General features: G+C 65.4%; 19 protein-coding genes. 7 read left to right on the top strand and 12 right to left on the bottom strand.

The window, feature by feature from the left end; genetic code table 11:
* Nucleotides 1-180 precede the first annotated feature (180 nt).
* The 9 genes from B7R22_RS06525 to B7R22_RS06565 form a co-directional block, all read right to left on the bottom strand.
* Entirely contained in the window at nt 181-1140 is a 960-nt protein-coding gene (locus B7R22_RS06525) for an NAD-dependent epimerase/dehydratase family protein (protein WP_116410965.1), read from the bottom strand.
* Nucleotides 1137-1577: a MerR family transcriptional regulator gene (locus B7R22_RS06530; protein WP_116410966.1), complete on the bottom strand. Its 441-nt coding sequence runs from the start codon at nt 1575-1577 to the stop codon at nt 1137-1139. Before B7R22_RS06530 ends, B7R22_RS06525 begins: the two co-directional genes overlap by 4 nt.
* 101 nt (nt 1578-1678) lie before the next feature.
* Nucleotides 1679-1906, bottom strand: coding sequence for a hypothetical protein (locus B7R22_RS06535; RefSeq protein ID WP_116410967.1), 228 nt, complete (start codon nt 1904-1906; stop codon nt 1679-1681).
* 147 nt (nt 1907-2053) lie between these two features.
* Entirely contained in the window at nt 2054-2404 is a 351-nt protein-coding gene (locus B7R22_RS06540) for a VOC family protein (RefSeq protein WP_116410968.1), read from the bottom strand.
* Nucleotides 2405-2661: 257 nt separating this feature from the next.
* Nucleotides 2662-3195 (bottom strand): alpha/beta fold hydrolase, encoded by a 534-nt coding sequence (locus B7R22_RS06545; RefSeq protein ID WP_116410969.1) that lies wholly within the window; start codon nt 3193-3195, stop codon nt 2662-2664.
* Between the two features lie 86 nt (nt 3196-3281).
* Nucleotides 3282-3647 carry an META domain-containing protein gene (locus B7R22_RS06550; RefSeq protein ID WP_253258921.1) on the bottom strand — a complete coding sequence of 122 codons (366 nt, stop codon included), beginning with the start codon at nt 3645-3647 and terminating at the stop codon, nt 3282-3284.
* 26 nt (nt 3648-3673) lie between these two features.
* Nucleotides 3674-4852 (bottom strand): amidohydrolase, encoded by a 1179-nt coding sequence (locus B7R22_RS06555; RefSeq protein ID WP_116410971.1) that lies wholly within the window; start codon nt 4850-4852, stop codon nt 3674-3676.
* An 83-nt stretch (nt 4853-4935) separates the two neighbouring features.
* A complete protein-coding gene (locus tag B7R22_RS06560; RefSeq protein WP_216363408.1) occupies nt 4936-5136 on the bottom strand; it encodes a DUF4194 domain-containing protein in 201 nt (66 codons plus the stop codon).
* Entirely contained in the window at nt 5133-6590 is a 1458-nt protein-coding gene (locus B7R22_RS06565; RefSeq protein ID WP_116410972.1) for a DUF3375 domain-containing protein, read from the bottom strand. Before B7R22_RS06565 ends, B7R22_RS06560 begins: the two co-directional genes overlap by 4 nt.
* A 41-nt stretch (nt 6591-6631) precedes the next feature.
* Between B7R22_RS06565 and B7R22_RS06570 the strand changes: the two genes are divergently transcribed.
* The 7 genes from B7R22_RS06570 to B7R22_RS06600 all read left to right on the top strand — a co-directional run bounded on the left by B7R22_RS06570 (nt 6632) and on the right by B7R22_RS06600 (nt 11160).
* Complete coding sequence (locus B7R22_RS06570; protein WP_147305321.1) at nt 6632-6925, top strand: VOC family protein; 294 nt, start codon at nt 6632-6634, stop codon at nt 6923-6925.
* Nucleotides 6926-6991: 66 nt separating this feature from the next.
* Nucleotides 6992-7570 (top strand): TetR/AcrR family transcriptional regulator, encoded by a 579-nt coding sequence (locus B7R22_RS06575; RefSeq protein WP_172582246.1) that lies wholly within the window; start codon nt 6992-6994, stop codon nt 7568-7570.
* Nucleotides 7571-7713: 143 nt separating this feature from the next.
* Complete coding sequence (locus B7R22_RS06580) at nt 7714-8133, top strand: hypothetical protein (protein WP_116410975.1); 420 nt, start codon at nt 7714-7716, stop codon at nt 8131-8133.
* Entirely contained in the window at nt 8130-8702 is a 573-nt protein-coding gene (locus tag B7R22_RS06585; RefSeq protein ID WP_116410976.1) for a DUF6036 family nucleotidyltransferase, read from the top strand. The genes B7R22_RS06580 and B7R22_RS06585 overlap by 4 nt, the downstream gene beginning before the upstream one ends.
* A 70-nt stretch (nt 8703-8772) precedes the next feature.
* Entirely contained in the window at nt 8773-10002 is a 1230-nt protein-coding gene (locus tag B7R22_RS06590; protein ID WP_116410977.1) for an FAD-binding domain-containing protein, read from the top strand.
* Between the two features lie 175 nt (nt 10003-10177).
* Nucleotides 10178-10516, top strand: a complete 339-nt coding sequence (locus B7R22_RS06595; protein WP_116410978.1) for a transcriptional regulator — start codon at nt 10178-10180, stop codon at nt 10514-10516.
* Entirely contained in the window at nt 10513-11160 is a 648-nt protein-coding gene (locus B7R22_RS06600; protein ID WP_253258922.1) for a nucleotidyl transferase AbiEii/AbiGii toxin family protein, read from the top strand. The genes B7R22_RS06595 and B7R22_RS06600 overlap by 4 nt, the downstream gene beginning before the upstream one ends.
* Before the next feature lie 349 nt (nt 11161-11509).
* On the opposite strand, the gene B7R22_RS06605 is transcribed toward B7R22_RS06600, so the two are convergent.
* The 3 genes from B7R22_RS06605 to B7R22_RS06615 form a co-directional block, all read right to left on the bottom strand.
* Nucleotides 11510-11818 (bottom strand): hypothetical protein, encoded by a 309-nt coding sequence (locus tag B7R22_RS06605; protein ID WP_116410979.1) that lies wholly within the window; start codon nt 11816-11818, stop codon nt 11510-11512.
* A gap of 524 nt (nt 11819-12342) precedes the next feature.
* Nucleotides 12343-13626 carry an exonuclease domain-containing protein gene (locus B7R22_RS06610; protein WP_172582247.1) on the bottom strand — a complete coding sequence of 428 codons (1284 nt, stop codon included), beginning with the start codon at nt 13624-13626 and terminating at the stop codon, nt 12343-12345.
* Between the two features lie 105 nt (nt 13627-13731).
* Nucleotides 13732-14013, bottom strand: a complete 282-nt coding sequence (locus tag B7R22_RS06615; RefSeq protein ID WP_116410981.1) for a hypothetical protein — start codon at nt 14011-14013, stop codon at nt 13732-13734.
* Nucleotides 14014-15134: the final 1121 nt, after the last annotated feature.

Genomic DNA, 15134 nt, shown 5'->3' on the forward strand with positions numbered 1-15134 from the left:
ACCGCCACTCTTCCCGTTCCCCGCTCGCGGTCGATGCTCATCGGCTCGGGAGTTCCGGTCTGTGATACGGCTGCGGAGCGACGAAAACTCCCGTGTCGATCCGCCGCGGCCGGCCGGAGGCGGGGCGGGTGGCAGGGCGGATGACGGCTGGGCGGCCGCGGGTGGCAGGGCGGGTGGGCGTCAGGCGAGGCCGAGGGCGCGGAGCGACTCCGCGGTCTCGACGATCGTCTCCTCGGCCGGGCGGGGGCGGAAGCCGAGCTCCCGCTTCGCGCGGTCGTTGTGGATGACCAGCGGCGCCGGCTCGTCACCCGGCACCTCTTCGGTCGGCACCCGCGACGCGAACGCGCCGAGCCGTTCGCGCAGAACGTTCGCCACATCGAGGAACGTGCGCGTCGGCCCATCCGCGAGGGCGAGGTAGCGCCTGCCGGCCGCGCCCGGCGTGTTCATCGCCGCGATGTGGAGGGTGGCGACATCCCGTACGTCCGCGATGCCGAAGCGCTGCCGCGGCACCCGCGCGAGAGCCCCGCTGAGCATCCCGGTGAAGAACTGCAGCGATGAGCGCGCGTCGACGGTCAGCGTGGGTCCGGCGATCCACGTCGGGTTGACGACGACCAGGGAGGTGTCGCCGCCTTCCCGCTCAACGAAGTCCCAGGCGGCCCGTTCGGCGACCGTCTTCGACAGGGGGTACGGCGCGAGGCCGGGCGTGGACGGGTCGGTCCAGTCGTCTTCGTCGTAGTCGCGCACGGGTTTCGGCGAGTATCCGATCGCAGCGAACGATGACGTCAGCACGACCCGGCGCGCACCGGCGTCGCGTGCGGCACGCAGCATCCGCAACGCCCCGTCGCGCGCCGGAATGACCACCTCGTCGGGAACCGTCGCCAGCACCATTGGCGACGCCAGGTGGTAGACGTCGGCGATACCGCGGGCGGCGGATGCCCAACCCTCGTCGTCGGTGAGGCTGGCATACACGATCTCGAGCCCGGCGTCATCGGCTCCAGCCCGAGCGAGCGCCGCCCGCAGCCCCGCTTCGCTCCCGGGGGTGCGGATCGTCGTCCGTACCTCGGTGCCCCCCAGCAGCAGATCGGCGATGAGGCGCGTCGCGAGGTACCCGGAGCCGCCGGTCACCAGCACGCGGCTCATGCGAACACCGCTTCGAGCTCGCCGAGCATGGCGTTCACCCGCGCGGATGCCGCAGCCTCGGCCTCCGCGTCACCCCGGTCACGGGCATCCCAGAGCCCCGCCTTCGCTTCGAGGTAGCGGAGGTGCACGTTCAGCGTCGCGATCTCGCGCTCGATGCGAACGGCGTGCCGGTTCAGGATGTCGCGCTGCTCGCCCGCGGCCTCACGGCCCTTGGCGCGGTTCGCCTGGTACGTGCGCATGTCCTCGATGCCGACGCCCATCGCGCGGAGGCAGGCGAGTACTTGCAGGTCGTCGAGATCGCGCTCGCGGTAGCGGCGGTGACCGCTCCGCTCGTCGCGGGCGATCGGGCCGATCAGCCCGACCTCTTCGTAGTAGCGGAGCGTCGGTTCGCTGAGCCTGCTGCGCTGCGCTGCATTCTGGATGGTCACAAGTGTCATGCTGCAATCAGAACAGACTTCAAGCGCTTGAGGTCAAGCGTGTCGCTACAGGGCTCTGCATGGGCATGCCCGCCCGTGCCGAGGCTGTCGGGCGGCCGAGATCAGGGATGCTCGCCGTTGGCGGCCTCCTCGATCCAGTCCGTCGCGCGGTCGGAGAGGAAGAACCCGTTCGGCCCGCTCTCCCCGACCCACCACGCGTCCGAGGTGACGACCCCACCGGCGGCGGTGATCTGCTCCACCAGGTGCGACGGCAGGGCATCGCCGTTGTTCGCCATCAGCCATGCACGCGCATCCTCGGCCAGCTTCGGCCACCATTCTGCAATGTCCATGCGCGTAGCCTTGCACGTGCACGCCGACTTCGGTCGGGTCGTGGATGATTCGCCCCCCGTTGCCCGACAATGGACTCATGAGCGAGCCGCGCCACCGCATCTTCAGCGCCAGTTTCGCGAGCCTCGATCCTACGTGCCTGATCCCCGTCAGCTGCGCGCTGCCAGAACGCAGAACTCGTTGCCCTCGGGGTCGGCCAAAACCACCCACGGCGTATCGCCCTGCCCGATGTCGACGCGCTGGGCACCCATCGACAGCAGCCGCTCGACCTCCGCCGCTTGGTCATCCGGCACGAAGTCGAAGTGCAGCCGATTCTTGCCCCGTCTCTCGTCGGGCGAATTCAGGAACAGCAGTGTCGGCTTCGACCCGTCAGGGTTCTGAAGTTCCAGCTCCCCTTCGCTCTCGTCGATCACGTTCCATCCCAGGGCGGCCTCCCACCAGTGGCCGAGTGTGCGGAAGTCGTGGCAGTCCACGACGATCTCTTCGAACTTCAGCGTCATGCGTCCACGCTATCCGGCGCGAACGACTTCGGCGAGAGCGCGTGCTACCCGCCGCAGTCACCCCGCGTGGAGACCACTGCTACAGATTCGCGGAACTCGTCCTCCCTGAGGAGGGCTTTGTGCTCATGATCGCCGGCCACCCGGACATCTTCGAGAAACGGTACGCGCTCAGGCTTCCGAAGGTCGCCTGACCGTCAAGCGGCGACGACGAGGCCTACCGTCCGAACGCCTCCCTGGCTATCGAGAACGTGACAACCTCAGTCCCAGTCGAGGTAGTCCTCGATCGCCCAGGCGGTCTCCCCGGCCCGCGTCTCCGGGAACCGGTGACCCCCGCCTTCGATGTCGACGACGCTCACCAGTCCCGGAGCTGAATCGCGCAGGGCCGTCCCGTTGGACGGGGGAGTGGCGTCGTCGTCGCTCGCCTGCACGACGAGCACGGGAATGCCCTCAGCCAGCGCCGGCGCCCCCTCAGTCACACCCAGCAGCAGCACGCCGTTCACGCGATCGTGGTTCTCGATGGCGACGGTACGGGCGACGGCTCCGCCGCTGCCGTGGCCACCGATCCACGCATGTTCGATATCGAGACTGTCGAGCACGTCGACGACATCCTGTGCCGTGTCGGTCTCGATGCGCACCACGCGAAAGTCTGCTGCGGAGACCAGGTGGGAGATCGTTCCCAGGCCATCGAGGTCGGATCCCTGGTCGGCCACGAGCACGAGTGCGGGGCCCGCCCCTTCAACCGCAAATGCGAAGGATCGCTCGCCCGACGTGAATATCTGTTTCTCGCTCATTACTCCCAATATACGAGAGCACGCCGCCCGCTGCGCTCACCGATGCCCCTTGCCCTTCCGACAGCGGAAGTGGGCTCGTCTCCTGCCTACTGCTTGTCGAGCGTGCCGATCCTGTCGCCGCCCGTGCGGTACACAGCGAGAGTCTTGGCGTCGACCTTGGCCGTCGAGGCCAGGTTGAGCCACGGCGTGACCCCCTCGCAGGCCACCAGCGTCGACGCGAAGGGTCCGAACGTGAAGGTGTCGCCCGAGATCGTGCCCTGACCCTTCATCGAGTTGCAGCCATCGGTGCCCGAGAAGGTCCCGTCTGACGAGATCGTGAGCGATGGCTGACCGGCGGTGGCTTCGCCCCAGCTTCCGGTGAAAGAGGATGCTGAGCTCGAGCATCCGCTCAGCGCCGCAAGCGCGAATGCCGCGGTGACGGCCAGTGCCATTCGAGCTCTGCGGATGTTCATGCCTGAAGTGTCGCTACGAGGATGTCTCAGCGCAGCCATTCCCGGGAAGCCGTCACCAGTGCAGCGACCCCGCGATCGAGCGTCGGCTGCGGCTCGGGTGCGAAATGCGGCGAGTGGTTCGACGGAATGTCGCGGTCGAGAGTGCCGGCGCTCGCAGCGGCGAGGTACTGCTGGGTGTTGGCGCCGCCGAGGATCCAGTAGACCAGCGGGACTTCCGCGGCGGTTGCCAGCAGGCCCACGTCTTCGCTCCCCGAGACCTGGCCGGGGTCGAGAACAGCCTCGTCACTGAACGCCGCGCGAAAGGCGCCCATCGTTCGTTCGGTCGCGGCACGTTCGTTGACGGTGACCGGAAACGACTCCGCGAACTCGAGCGTCGGCTCAGGCGCCCCAGCTGCCGCGGCCTCGGCCCGCGCGATGCGCTCGATCGAGTCCAGGATGCGCAGCCGCACCTGCTCGCTGTATGCCCGCATGCTCAGCCCGAGCGTCGCGCTCTCGGGAATGATGTTGTTCTTCGACCCCGCGTGAATCTGCCCCACCGTCACCACCGCGACATCCTGCGGCGCGATCTCGCGAGCCACGATCGTCTGCAGCCTTCCGACGATTGCCGCAGCGATCACGATTGGATCGATCGTCGTCTCGGGCCGCGAACCGTGCCCGCCTCGCCCGTGCACCGTGATGTCGAGGCTGTCGGCCGACGCGAACGCCGCGCCAGGGTGAGCGCCGAGCATCCCGGCCGGCGCGGGCCCGACATGCTGGCCGAGCACCACATCCGGGGTCGGAACCTTCTCGTACAACCCGTCGTCGAGCATCGCTCGCGCGCCGTGGCCCACCTCTTCCGCGGGCTGGAACACGGCCACCGCGGTTCCGTTCCACTCGGCTCTCGTCGCGGACAGCTCACGCACCGCGCCGATCAGGCAGGCGACGTGTACGTCGTGCCCGCAGGCGTGCATGACACCGGGTGTGGCGCTCGCGTAGCCGAGCCCGGTCTGCTCCGCCACCGGTAGCGCATCCATGTCGGCTCGCAGCAGCACCGTCGGCCCGTCGCCGTTCCGCAGAACCCCGGCCACTCCGGTCATCCCGACGCCCTCGACGACGTCGAACCCTGCCGCCCGCAATTCGGCTGCGGCAATCGCGGCCGTGCACGTCTCTTCGAATGAGAGCTCCGGATGCTCGTGCAGCTGCCGGTACAGCTCGTCGATCGTCATGCCCTCATCTTGCTCCTTCCCGGCTCACGGTGGGGGGGAAAATCCGGATGATCTTCACCCGTCTCACCCGATCATGGCTAGATTCATCGCATGAGCTCGAGGAACAGATCGTTCAGCCGGGAACGGATGCTGCGCTCGTCAGCCACGAGCGCAGACCACAGCCCGGGCTGCTGACGCCCCGTGAGATAGGGGCCCTTCAGAATCTCGAGCAGCGCCCGCCGGGACGGTTCGAGCAGAGTGCCCGCGTCACCGTCCCAGAGTCCGCGCTGTGGTTCGTCGGTCATCCGGCAACCTCTCCTGTGAACAGATGCAGCTCGATTTCGGCACGGCGCTCGACCCCGTCGAGGCCGTGCCAGACAACCTCTTCCACGGCACCGGCGCGCCGTTCTCCCTGCTGCGTGGCGAGCGACAGAAGACCGATGACGCTCGCGACACCCTGGCTGGCGGGGTGCCGCACAAGCAGGGCGCCGACGCTCACCGGCCCCATCGCGGCGAGCGTCTCGTTGACGTTCGCCGCGAGCTCGGTGAAGTCGATCTCGCTCTCCCGTGCCACGGCCGCGAGAGCTGCGAAGTCGACGACCCCGGGCACATCGTCGGCGAGCTCTGCACCGGTGTCGAAGTCGGAAGGGTCGAACGGGCTGAGTTCGCCCACACTGCTGAAACGCATCGCCGACAGCTCGAGTTCGCCACCGATCTCGGCGTACGGCTTCACCCGCTTGCTTGCCGCAACAGCCGCAGCAAGGGCCTCCTGCAGTATTCCTCTCAGAGCGCGATCGCGTTGGAACTCCTGCGAATGCACGTACCGCCGCAGGCCCCTGGCGAACTCGGTGAGGATGCCCTGCACCTCGCGACTGCCGTCCTTCATCTCCCGGATGAGCCCCCGGAGCCCGCGCCGCGCCTCCACCGACAGCTCGCCGGCGAACTCTCGCCCCAGAATCGCCGACACGTCAGCTTCGAACGCCGCCGAGCGCTCGGGGTCGCGGATGAGCGCGGAGAAGGCCGAGAAAGTGCGCCCTTCGTCTGACGATTCGATGAGGTCGACGCCCCGGAAAACATCGTCGAGCACCGCGCCCTGCGACTCGTCGGTGTTCAGGATGCTCTCCCGCAGCTCGCGGTTGATCTCGCCGAACAGCGCTCGCACTCTGGCGAAGTCGGCGGGCAGCGCTTGGGCCTGCAGAAGCACATCGGTGACCCGTTCGGTGGCTCGCCGGGTGTCGAGCACGGTGAAGTCGCCTCCCCGGATTCGTTCGATCTCCTCGTCGATCCGCCGCTTCTCCCGTTCCAGCGCGTCGAGGCGACGGGTCGAGTCGGGGTCGGTGTCGATCGCGAGCTGCTGCAGGGTTGCCGCGAGGCTCACGAGGCGTGACTCGGTCACCGTGCTGCGAGGCGCCTGCAACTGATTGAGGAGCCGAATCGCGTCGAACCCCGCCGCAGAGAGTTCGTAGGTCTCACCCCGCGCGTCTGTGGCAGGGCGCCGGATCAGGATGCCCGCGTTCCGCCACTCGTCGCAGTACGCCTTCGCGCGCCGGTTCGACAGATCGAAGTGATCCCTCAGCTCTTCCAGGTCGGCGTCGATCAGCTCGTGAAGATCATCCGCCGGTACGCGTGTGCCCGGCTGCCCCAGGCGCTCGGCCACCACCGCTGCGATCACGGCCACATTGTCTTTCCGGAGCATCTGCAGCGCCGGGTTCTCATCGATCAGCCTCTTGTAGGAGAGAGCGGCTGCGAGTGCGGGCATGGATCCATCTTGGCGTGGTTCTCATGGCTCCCGCTAAACTGATGATAAATCATTGGGCGGCCCTCCTCGAGCGCACGGTGAACCCGGGGGCGAGCAGTGAATCGGCATCCATCGCGCCGGGCGACGACCTGTCGAGTGGGCCGACGCTGATATTCTATCGGGTGCTCGAGGCGAAGACGGTGGAGAACCGCATCCACTTCGACCTCGTGACGACCGCGTTCGATGCGGAGCTTGCGCGGGTGGTCGGGTTGGGTGCGACCGTGCGCGCTTCGTTCGAGTCGTGGACGACGCTTGCCGACCCCGAGGGCAACGAGTTCGACCTCATCCGGGGCTGAACGCGGCGAGCGGGGCACGGCTTTGGACAGATCTGTTCGATATCACCGATCATGGCCAGATCGTCAGTGACTCCCGAAACGAAGAAGCCGTCGGCGCGCGACCGCCTGCTGGCGGCATCCGATGAGCTCTTTTACAACGAAGGCATCCACACGGTCGGTATCGACCGGGTCATCGAGAAGGCGGGCGTTGCGAAGGGCTCCCTCTATTGCATCTTCGGGGGCAAAGACCAGCTGATCGAGACGTACCTCTTCAACCGTCACCAGGCGTGGATGGAGGTCGTGCAGCGGGGAATGGATGCGGCCGACGATCCGCGGGCGAAGATCCTGGCCGTGTTCGACGAGCTCGGCACGCTGTTCGCCGCGCCCGACTTTCGGGGGTGTGCGTTCGTGAACGCCACCGCGGAGGCGCTGCCCGGTAGCCCGGAGGATCTGGCGGCGGGGAAGTTCCGGGGGTGGATCCACGAGCTGTTCTTTTCGCTGGCTGTGGCGGCGGGTGCTGTCTCGCCTCGCGTGCTCGCCGACCAGCTGGTGGTGCTCTACGACGGGGCGAACACTACGGCGCAGATGGATAAGACGGCGGCGCCGGCGGTGGTTGCGAAAGGGATGGTGCGGATGGTGCTCGACTCGAGTTCGTACGTCTCGTAGCAGAGAACGCGCTGGTGAAGGCGTTGGCGGGTCGGGGCTTGGCCTGCGGATTGCTATCGATGGAGGGCAGGAGCGTCGGTGGAGTCGTCTACCATGACCGGGTTTTCCGGCTATTTTGGACGAGTCCACCGTAGAATTGGTCCATGTCGGTTTCAGAGCTCCGGGCCCCCAGGGGGCTACTGACACCCACGCGCTCGGCCGATCTCATCCGGAACGAACTCGAGGCGGGCAACACGGATGTTGCCATTCGCGTCATGACGGAAATGGCCGGCCGCTTGCAGTTGGCCTCAGACGACGGCCTCTCCGAACTCCAATTATCGCCTCCGACTACAGGCCGACCGGAGTGGGACACATTTCTTGCGACCGTAGTCATGTGGGATTCTCACAAACGCGGTCTGGATGCGCCCTCGTGGACAGACCGTCCGCCCCTGGTGTCGGAATGGTTCGTCGGATACGAACAGTCCACTGAGGCGGGTTGGCGCGAGGTTGTGCGTTCGGAGACTCCGGCAGAGTTTCTCGGGCGCGGAATTTTGATCCGCGAGAAGAGCCTCGGCATCCGGTGATCGACGACCAGGTTCTCTTCTCGAGGGACGATCTGATGGAGCTGCTCACCGAGCTGGGGCGGAGATTGGACGCTCGGGGCGTGACCGCCGAGGCATACATCATCGGGGGAACCGCCATGGCGATCGGGCTGGGTTCCTCCCGCCGGACAGGAGACGTCGACGGCTGGTTCAAGCCTATGAAGGAAGTCCTAGAGGAGGCGCACACTATGGCCGTCGAACGTGGCCTAGCGACCGACTGGCTGAACACGCACGCCTCTGGCTTCATGTCGTTCTCGCCCAAAGACGACGTCGGCGCGCAATCGATCACTCTCAGAGGAATGCGGATCCGGTTGGCCTCGCCTCGGTTTCTTCTTGCGATGAAGCTGGCTGCTGGCCGCGCCAAAGACGCGGCCGATATCTCGAAGCTGATCAATGAGCTGGGGATCAGCGATGCAGACGAACTGGTCGATCTTGCATTTGATGTCTTGGGTGAAGACGGCGTGACGCTCACTGACTCGCGCGAGTCCCTCACCTTCCAGGCTCGGGATGCGATTGCCGCCGCAGCCCGAGAGCGCAGCCGAGACGCCTGAACGCCCTACCCCGACGCGTTCCCCGCGAACAGCCTGAGCTTTCAGACGAGCCGATGCTCATAATGAAGAGGTGTTCACCCCCACCCGCTTGGCCGCACTCGAAGCCCTCACCGATTTCGTTCCCCGCGCGGGGTCGCAGTATGCGCGCGCCCGGAACGTCGATATGGGGCCCGGTCGCGACAATGTCTCGTCGCTCTCGCCCTATATTCGGCACCGGCTTCTGACCGAGCGCGAGGTCGTTGCCGCCGTGCTCGAGCAGCACCGGCTCTCGTCGTGCGAGAAGTTCGTGCAGGAGGTGATGTGGCGCACCTACTGGAAGGGCTGGCTCGAGCAGAATCCCGAGGTGTGGATGCGCTACCGCCGTGATGTCGACGAACTCGTGCAATCCGGCGAGACCGAGAGCGCTGCATATCGTGATGCCGTCACCGGGCACAGCGGAATCGACGCGATGGATGCCTGGGCCCTCGAACTCGTCGGGACCGGCTACCTGCACAACCACACGCGCATGTGGTTCGCGAGCATCTGGATCTTCACGCTGGGCCTGCCGTGGCAGCTGGGCGCCGACTTCTTCTACCGACATCTGCTCGACGGGGATGCCGCATCGAACACGCTGTCATGGCGATGGGTGGCCGGGCTTCAGACAGTCGGTAAGACGTATCTCGCGTCGCAGTCGAACATCTCCCGGTACACCGATGGCCGGTTCTCGCCGGAGGGGCTGGCTACGACCGCACGAGCTCTGGTTGAGGATCCGCTGCCGGCGCGCTCGGCTCTCGCGCCGCCGGAAGCGAGTCCCAGCGGGCGACGGCGGGGGTTGATTCTGCACGAGGAAGACCTGGATTGGCCGAGTCTGCTGGCTGAGCATCCGTTGGCCGGTACAAGCGGCCAGGGGCCGGTGCCCGTGCCTGTGGCCTTTGCCGGTTTCGCCCGAGCCGACGACCGGTCGCCGCTGGGTGCGTCAGAGGTCGTGCGCGAGTTCACCCGGTCGGCTCTCGTCGACGGGGTGGGGCGAGCCCAGCCTCCGGTGCCGCGCGAGCAGCCACGCGTTCTGGCCGACACGTTCGCTTCGACGGTTCTCGAGTGGGCGGCTTCAGAGAAGGTGGATTCGATCGTGATGCCGTTCGCTCCGGTCGGGCCGGTGCGTGAGCGGATCGACTCTCTTCGGGCGGTCGTCGCTTCGGAGGGGCTCATGCTGACGATGCTGCAGCGGCGGTGGGACACTCTGGCGTGGCCGCACGCGTCACGCGGGTTCTTTCCTTTTCGGGAACAGATTCCGAAGTTGCTGGCGCAACAGGGTCTCTGACGACCGTCAGGCGTGCGCCGTCGTCGGGGCGCCAAGTGTCGTAGCGGCGGGGGTGACTTTGACGACGCCTACCCGGCAGTCCTGGCGGTCAGCTGTGGTGGGTGTGGGTGGCGTCGCTCGAAGACGGTCCCGAGGGAGCCTCAGGTAATGCCGGCCAGCGGACTAGAATCGGCTCATGATCGAACAGGCACATGTCGTCATCGATGAACGGGTGTTCTACCGTGACATCAAGCCGTACGACGCGCCTCAGGAGCTGGCCGAGTTGCACGGGCCGTCACAGGGGCAGATGGTGCTGCCGATCAATGTCTACTGGGGGCCAGCGCACACCTTCGATCTCGACAACAAATCGGACGTCGTTGAGGCTTACCAGGCGGTGCTCCGGGAGGGACGTGTCAAGGATCAGGCCGAGATCCTGAACTCCGGCCTGCTGGTTTCGGTCTGGCCTCAGCTGCTCCTTCCTGCTCGTGTCCAGGCGCTTTGGGAGAATCGGTTCCCGATTCTGGCCGCGGCGTGAGCGATGATCTCCAGCTGCAATGGGATCTCACCCAGCTAGCGCTGACCGCACTGCGAGATCATGCGTTTGCGCTGGCCGGTTCCGGTGCGATCAGGGAGCACGGCTTCACCAATCGGCACACGCAGGATGTCGACCTTTTCACGAACGACCCCGATCCCGAATCGTTCGATGACGCAGTCGACGGGTTGACGTTGGAACTGGAGCTCGTCGGCCTGAATGTGGAAAGTGTGCGTCGGGCACCCCGGTTTTCGCAACTGCGCGTCACCACCGCGACCGGTCACTCCGTCGACATGGATCTCGCCGTCGATTGGCGTCAGCGCGATCCTGTCGCTCTCGCCGTCGGGCCGGTGCTGAGTCTTGAGGACGCGGTCGGCAACAAGGTGAGCGCCCTGTACTCGCGGGCCGAGGCGCGCGACTACCTCGACGTCGATGCGATTCGCTCCAGCGGGCGGTTCACTGATGCTCAGCTTCTCTCAGCCGTCGCGGAGCGGGACGCGGGCTTTGACGTGATGATGTTCGCGAGCCAGCTGGAACTGGTGACGCACATCCGTCCAGAACGAGTCGAGAGGTATGGCGTCAGCGCCGAACAGCTTGACGCAATCAGGAAGCGCTTCGTTCGTTGGGCCGCGGAGATCCGCTCGTAGCTTCTGTTCTGTTTGGCCTGGTCTGTCTCTAGCCTCGTGCGGCTGCCGCCGCTGAGAACGCTGGTGCCGCGGTCAAGGGTGCGGCTTTGAGCGTAAGCCGGGCGCTCGGATCGACATCGAAGCGAAAGCCAGACAAGAAGGTCTGAGGCTAGGACGCGCCATCACCGGGCTGAGCGAATTTCACGCCGTGCCTCTGCGATGAGATGGTCGTGATTGAATCCGACAGCCGTTCTCGAAGCACCATCAGCTCGATCCAGTATCGGGGTGGCTGCGCTGCGGCGGCGTCGAGATATCCGTTGCACGATCGCGTCATCTGTGACAGCATCGGCTGAGCTAGGGAGCTAGGGAGCTAGGGAGCTAGGGAGCCAGGGCGCACGGCATCACGGGTGCGTCTGATCTCGTCTCGAATGCTGATCACGCTCGAGGTGCAGCGACGGTAGTCGTCTGACTCCGCAGCATCCGGAACCGTTCGGGGCTCCCCGTGGTCGATAAGCGCTCGTCGGTGGTGGATCTCGTTGATGAGGGACTGCAACGCCTGCCCCTCTGAGCGCCGCCGCTGAACCAAGTAGGTGACGAGCGCGATCGCCACAGTCAGGACTGAACCAAACACGGCGCCGATGATCGAGACGACCAGGTCAGGCCCAAAGCTTTCCCCCATGTAAGCCATCTTCTCAGGTGCGCAGTGGACCACCTTGCGTTGTGAGGTCCACGTGAACAGCCAGAGCGAAGGGCGTCGGTGGCCACGCTGAGGGTGGCAGCCGTCAATCGGTCACCGTCGAGCGTCACGATCAGAGTGCTGCTCCCGCGCAGCCGTGTCGTCTATCAGAGGTTCTGGTCACATTGCGGCCCACCTATCGGGATGTAGCGGGCCGCAACGCTCCCCACTACATCGAGGCGCAGGTCTTACAAAGCCTGTAGCCATTTGTGCCCGGAGCTTTGTTCGCCGCGGGGATCTGTTGTCCGCTTGGGCAGTCGTTGTGATTGTGGTGAACGTCCGGGTCGGAGATGTTGGTCGAGTAGTACGGGTTTACTAGCAATGGACGCTCCTTGATCTGATGGCCGCCGTCTGACGACACGATCGAAACGTATTCGCTGCCACCGACATTCATTGGAGCGTTGGGTGTCCAAGGTCAGATCGTCGCTTCGTTCAGAGAGTGGCTGTCACGCGGACACCTCCGCGATCTAGAGAAGCCCGAGCAGATGGTCTATGCCGACGATCGGGATGCCGTAGTCGTGAGCCTTGCGGGCCTTGCCCGAAAGGCTGTCGGGGTCGGCCGCGACGACGAGCTTGACCTTCTTCGTGACGGCCGTCCATGGCACGAGTCCTGCTGCGGCGAGTTTGTCCTCGTAGTACGAACGAGGTTCGGGCATCTCGCCGGTCAGAACGACGAGATCGCCGGGCGCCAGCTGGATGACGTCAGTCTCAGCCGAGCCGGAATGCTTGCCGACGTGGTCGGGCTGCCGCGGTGCGGGTTCGGTCTTGCGCGCGGGCTCGTTCAGGGCATCCGTCACCGCCTTGTCGGGGATGTCGAGCAACAGGGCGACCTGCGCGATGTCGGCGATCTCGTCGTCGGTCAGGATGCCGTCGGCCCAGGCGACCGTGACCAGGTCGTCGAAGTAACGCTGGTGGAGGCGCTCGCGGGTGAAGGCGTCGATGCCGAGTGCGGCTGCCATGTCGTGCAGGGCGTCGGCCTCGCTGAGCGAGAGGAATCCGTCGGCGAGTGCCTCGTCGAGCAGTGCAAGATAATCCTGCTGACTGGGGTTGGCCCGCGGGTCGATGTCGACGGCGGGCAGGAGCGCCATCGTCGTGCCGAGGAATGAGCGGGCGTTCGGGGCGTCGGTGTCGTGGCTGCGGGGGTGCCAGGGTGCGCGGGCTGGGGGAGCGCTGAGAGTCGGCCAGAGGTGCCTGGCCGCGTGTGACTCGTACTGTTTCCAGAGTGGATGCCCGGGGTTGTCGTCGAGGTAGCGGGCCAGTAGCTCAGCGGTGGCGAAGGCATCGACGGCGGCCTCGTGCGCGTTGACGAGCTCGATGTCGTAGGCGGCGCAGCAGTCGGCCAGAGAGCGCCCGGCGCCGGGGAGGAACTCGCGAGCCAGCCGCATGGTGCAGAGGGCGTGGTCGTTCGCGACGGGGCTGGCGGCGTCGATGCGGGCCAGCTCGGCGCGAAGGAAGCGGGCCTCGAAAGAGGCGTTGTGGGCTACGAGCACTCGGCCCGCGAGCAGCTCGACGAACTGCGCCGCAACCTGTTCGAAGAGGGGGGCCTGGCGAGCATCCGCCCCTCTGACTCCGTGGATGTGGGTGGGGCCGAGATCGCGCATCGGATTGACCAGCGTCTGCCAGGTGCCCTCGATGGCGCCGTGCGGATCGACATGCACGACGGCGATCTCGATGACGCGGTGGTGATATTCGGGGGCGAGGCCCGTCGTCTCGAAGTCGATGACGGCGAAGCCTTGGGAGGGTTTGGGCACGGTGTGAGTCTGGCAGAGGATGGTCGCTCCCTATGAAATGCTCGCCCGGCGCCGATGGGACGGTGCGGTCAACCACCGCCGGCGAAGAGACTGCTTGAGATGCGCCTAATCGGACCTTCGGAATACAAAGCGGTTCTCGTTGTCTGGATCACCGTAGATATAGGAGAGTCTCGGGTCGGCGACCGTGCCCGTCACGTCCAGGAAGGTGCCGTACGCGAGGTGGCCAGGCCGCGCATCTGTCTCGAAATAGATTTGAGGAGTCTCCCATTTTCCATTGTCGATCACGTGCCACGACCCCTCCAATGACACGAGCTCGGTCCAGTCAAGGCGCTCGTTCCAATGTTCGTCTGACGGGCTCTCAAATACTTGGATCGGAATGCCGTTCACCTCGAACCTTCCGTCACCCCGAAAAACTAGACTTGCGAGGGAATGGCTCTGATCGTCGTTCACCCACCGTCCAACCACGTCGGCGGCGTCGGGGGTTCGTGCGGGAAAGATCGAACACGACGTGAGGACGAGTGAGGCGGCCAGAAGCAACGACGTCAGGCCGACAACTCGACGTCGAGCCCGTGTCGGAACGGTTCTGACGCGGCGCGCAGCAAGATCGTACAGTTGGCTGAAGGAGTGTCTTCTGCCAGCGGCACTCCTGGCTAATCGCAGCGAATCAAAGTCAGTCCCGCGCGTTGTCATCTTGTTTGCTTGCTACGGGCAGTCGATCGCCGATCTGACCTGGGCCGCGCCAGGGTTATGGCCAAGCCCCCGACGGCACAGCCCAAGATGAGCAGGGAGATATTCTTCTCGTTGCCGTCCGAGGCTTCGACTGCAAGACGAATGGTCGACGCGCAAGGGTTGTAGTCGAACCCGCATCCGGGCTGATCGGCTTCGATTTGACCACTTCCCGGAGAAGCGCGGGGTCCCTCACGGTCAGCACGATTTGGACTAGAGGCAATCACCATAATTGCTAATACGGTCAAAACGATAAGGAAGAGTAGAGCGCTGACCTGCCTGCCTCGATGTGTCATTGACGATTTGTCGGCCTGGTTTCGTCGCTCCGATAGGTGCGCATCCGGTTCCATCGGCTCAGCCTACTGCGGCATGAGACAAACTCACTAATTTTGGTTGACCGATACAGGACCTCTGCCTATCAAAGTGCAGGTGATCCGCGCATTTGGGGCTCATCATGGCGTGCCTCTCTTGAAGAGATAGCGGTCGCCATCGTCGATAGAGCCCACGATTATGAAGAGCGAGAACGGTGCCGAGCTCGTGTCGATCCACAGCTGTGTGCTCCGGGACATACCTGGGGGAAGATCACCCCCAGACCCCCAAGTGAGGAGAAGATGGGGGGTCTGATTGGTTTCAAGATCCCCAACGGCCTCCCAAGTGTCAATGGCCAATGGTTTGTGCCCATGGGTGGCCAGCGGAAGTGCCCGCTGGTGGCCATGAAAAGTGCCCGTGTGTGGCCAACAGTTCTGCCCACCTGGTTTCTGGTGGTGCTGGCCACGGCTCGC

It is taken from the genome of Subtercola boreus (genome assembly GCF_003399635.1).
In the GTDB taxonomy this organism is placed as follows: Bacteria; Actinomycetota; Actinomycetes; order Actinomycetales; family Microbacteriaceae; genus Subtercola; species Subtercola boreus_B.

What these genes read in the sequence shown, in the direction of transcription:
- B7R22_RS06525 (WP_116410965.1), bottom strand. Translation starts at nt 1,140, where the DNA reads ATGAGCCGCGTGCTGGTGACCGGCGGCTCCGGGTACCTCGCGACGCGC.
- B7R22_RS06530 (WP_116410966.1), bottom strand. Translation starts at nt 1,577, where the DNA reads ATGACACTTGTGACCATCCAGAATGCAGCGCAGCGCAGCAGGCTCAGC.
- B7R22_RS06535 (WP_116410967.1), bottom strand. Translation starts at nt 1,906, where the DNA reads ATGGACATTGCAGAATGGTGGCCGAAGCTGGCCGAGGATGCGCGTGCA.
- B7R22_RS06540 (WP_116410968.1), bottom strand. Translation starts at nt 2,404, where the DNA reads ATGACGCTGAAGTTCGAAGAGATCGTCGTGGACTGCCACGACTTCCGC.
- B7R22_RS06545 (WP_116410969.1), bottom strand. Translation starts at nt 3,195, where the DNA reads ATGAGCGAGAAACAGATATTCACGTCGGGCGAGCGATCCTTCGCATTT.
- B7R22_RS06550 (WP_253258921.1), bottom strand. Translation starts at nt 3,647, where the DNA reads ATGAACATCCGCAGAGCTCGAATGGCACTGGCCGTCACCGCGGCATTC.
- B7R22_RS06555 (WP_116410971.1), bottom strand. Translation starts at nt 4,852, where the DNA reads ATGACGATCGACGAGCTGTACCGGCAGCTGCACGAGCATCCGGAGCTC.
- B7R22_RS06560 (WP_216363408.1), bottom strand. Translation starts at nt 5,136, where the DNA reads ATGACCGACGAACCACAGCGCGGACTCTGGGACGGTGACGCGGGCACT.
- B7R22_RS06565 (WP_116410972.1), bottom strand. Translation starts at nt 6,590, where the DNA reads ATGCCCGCACTCGCAGCCGCTCTCTCCTACAAGAGGCTGATCGATGAG.
- B7R22_RS06570 (WP_147305321.1), top strand. Translation starts at nt 6,632, where the DNA reads ATGATAAATCATTGGGCGGCCCTCCTCGAGCGCACGGTGAACCCGGGG.
- B7R22_RS06580 (WP_116410975.1), top strand. Translation starts at nt 7,714, where the DNA reads ATGTCGGTTTCAGAGCTCCGGGCCCCCAGGGGGCTACTGACACCCACG.
- B7R22_RS06595 (WP_116410978.1), top strand. Translation starts at nt 10,178, where the DNA reads ATGATCGAACAGGCACATGTCGTCATCGATGAACGGGTGTTCTACCGT.
- B7R22_RS06605 (WP_116410979.1), bottom strand. Translation starts at nt 11,818, where the DNA reads ATGGGGGAAAGCTTTGGGCCTGACCTGGTCGTCTCGATCATCGGCGCC.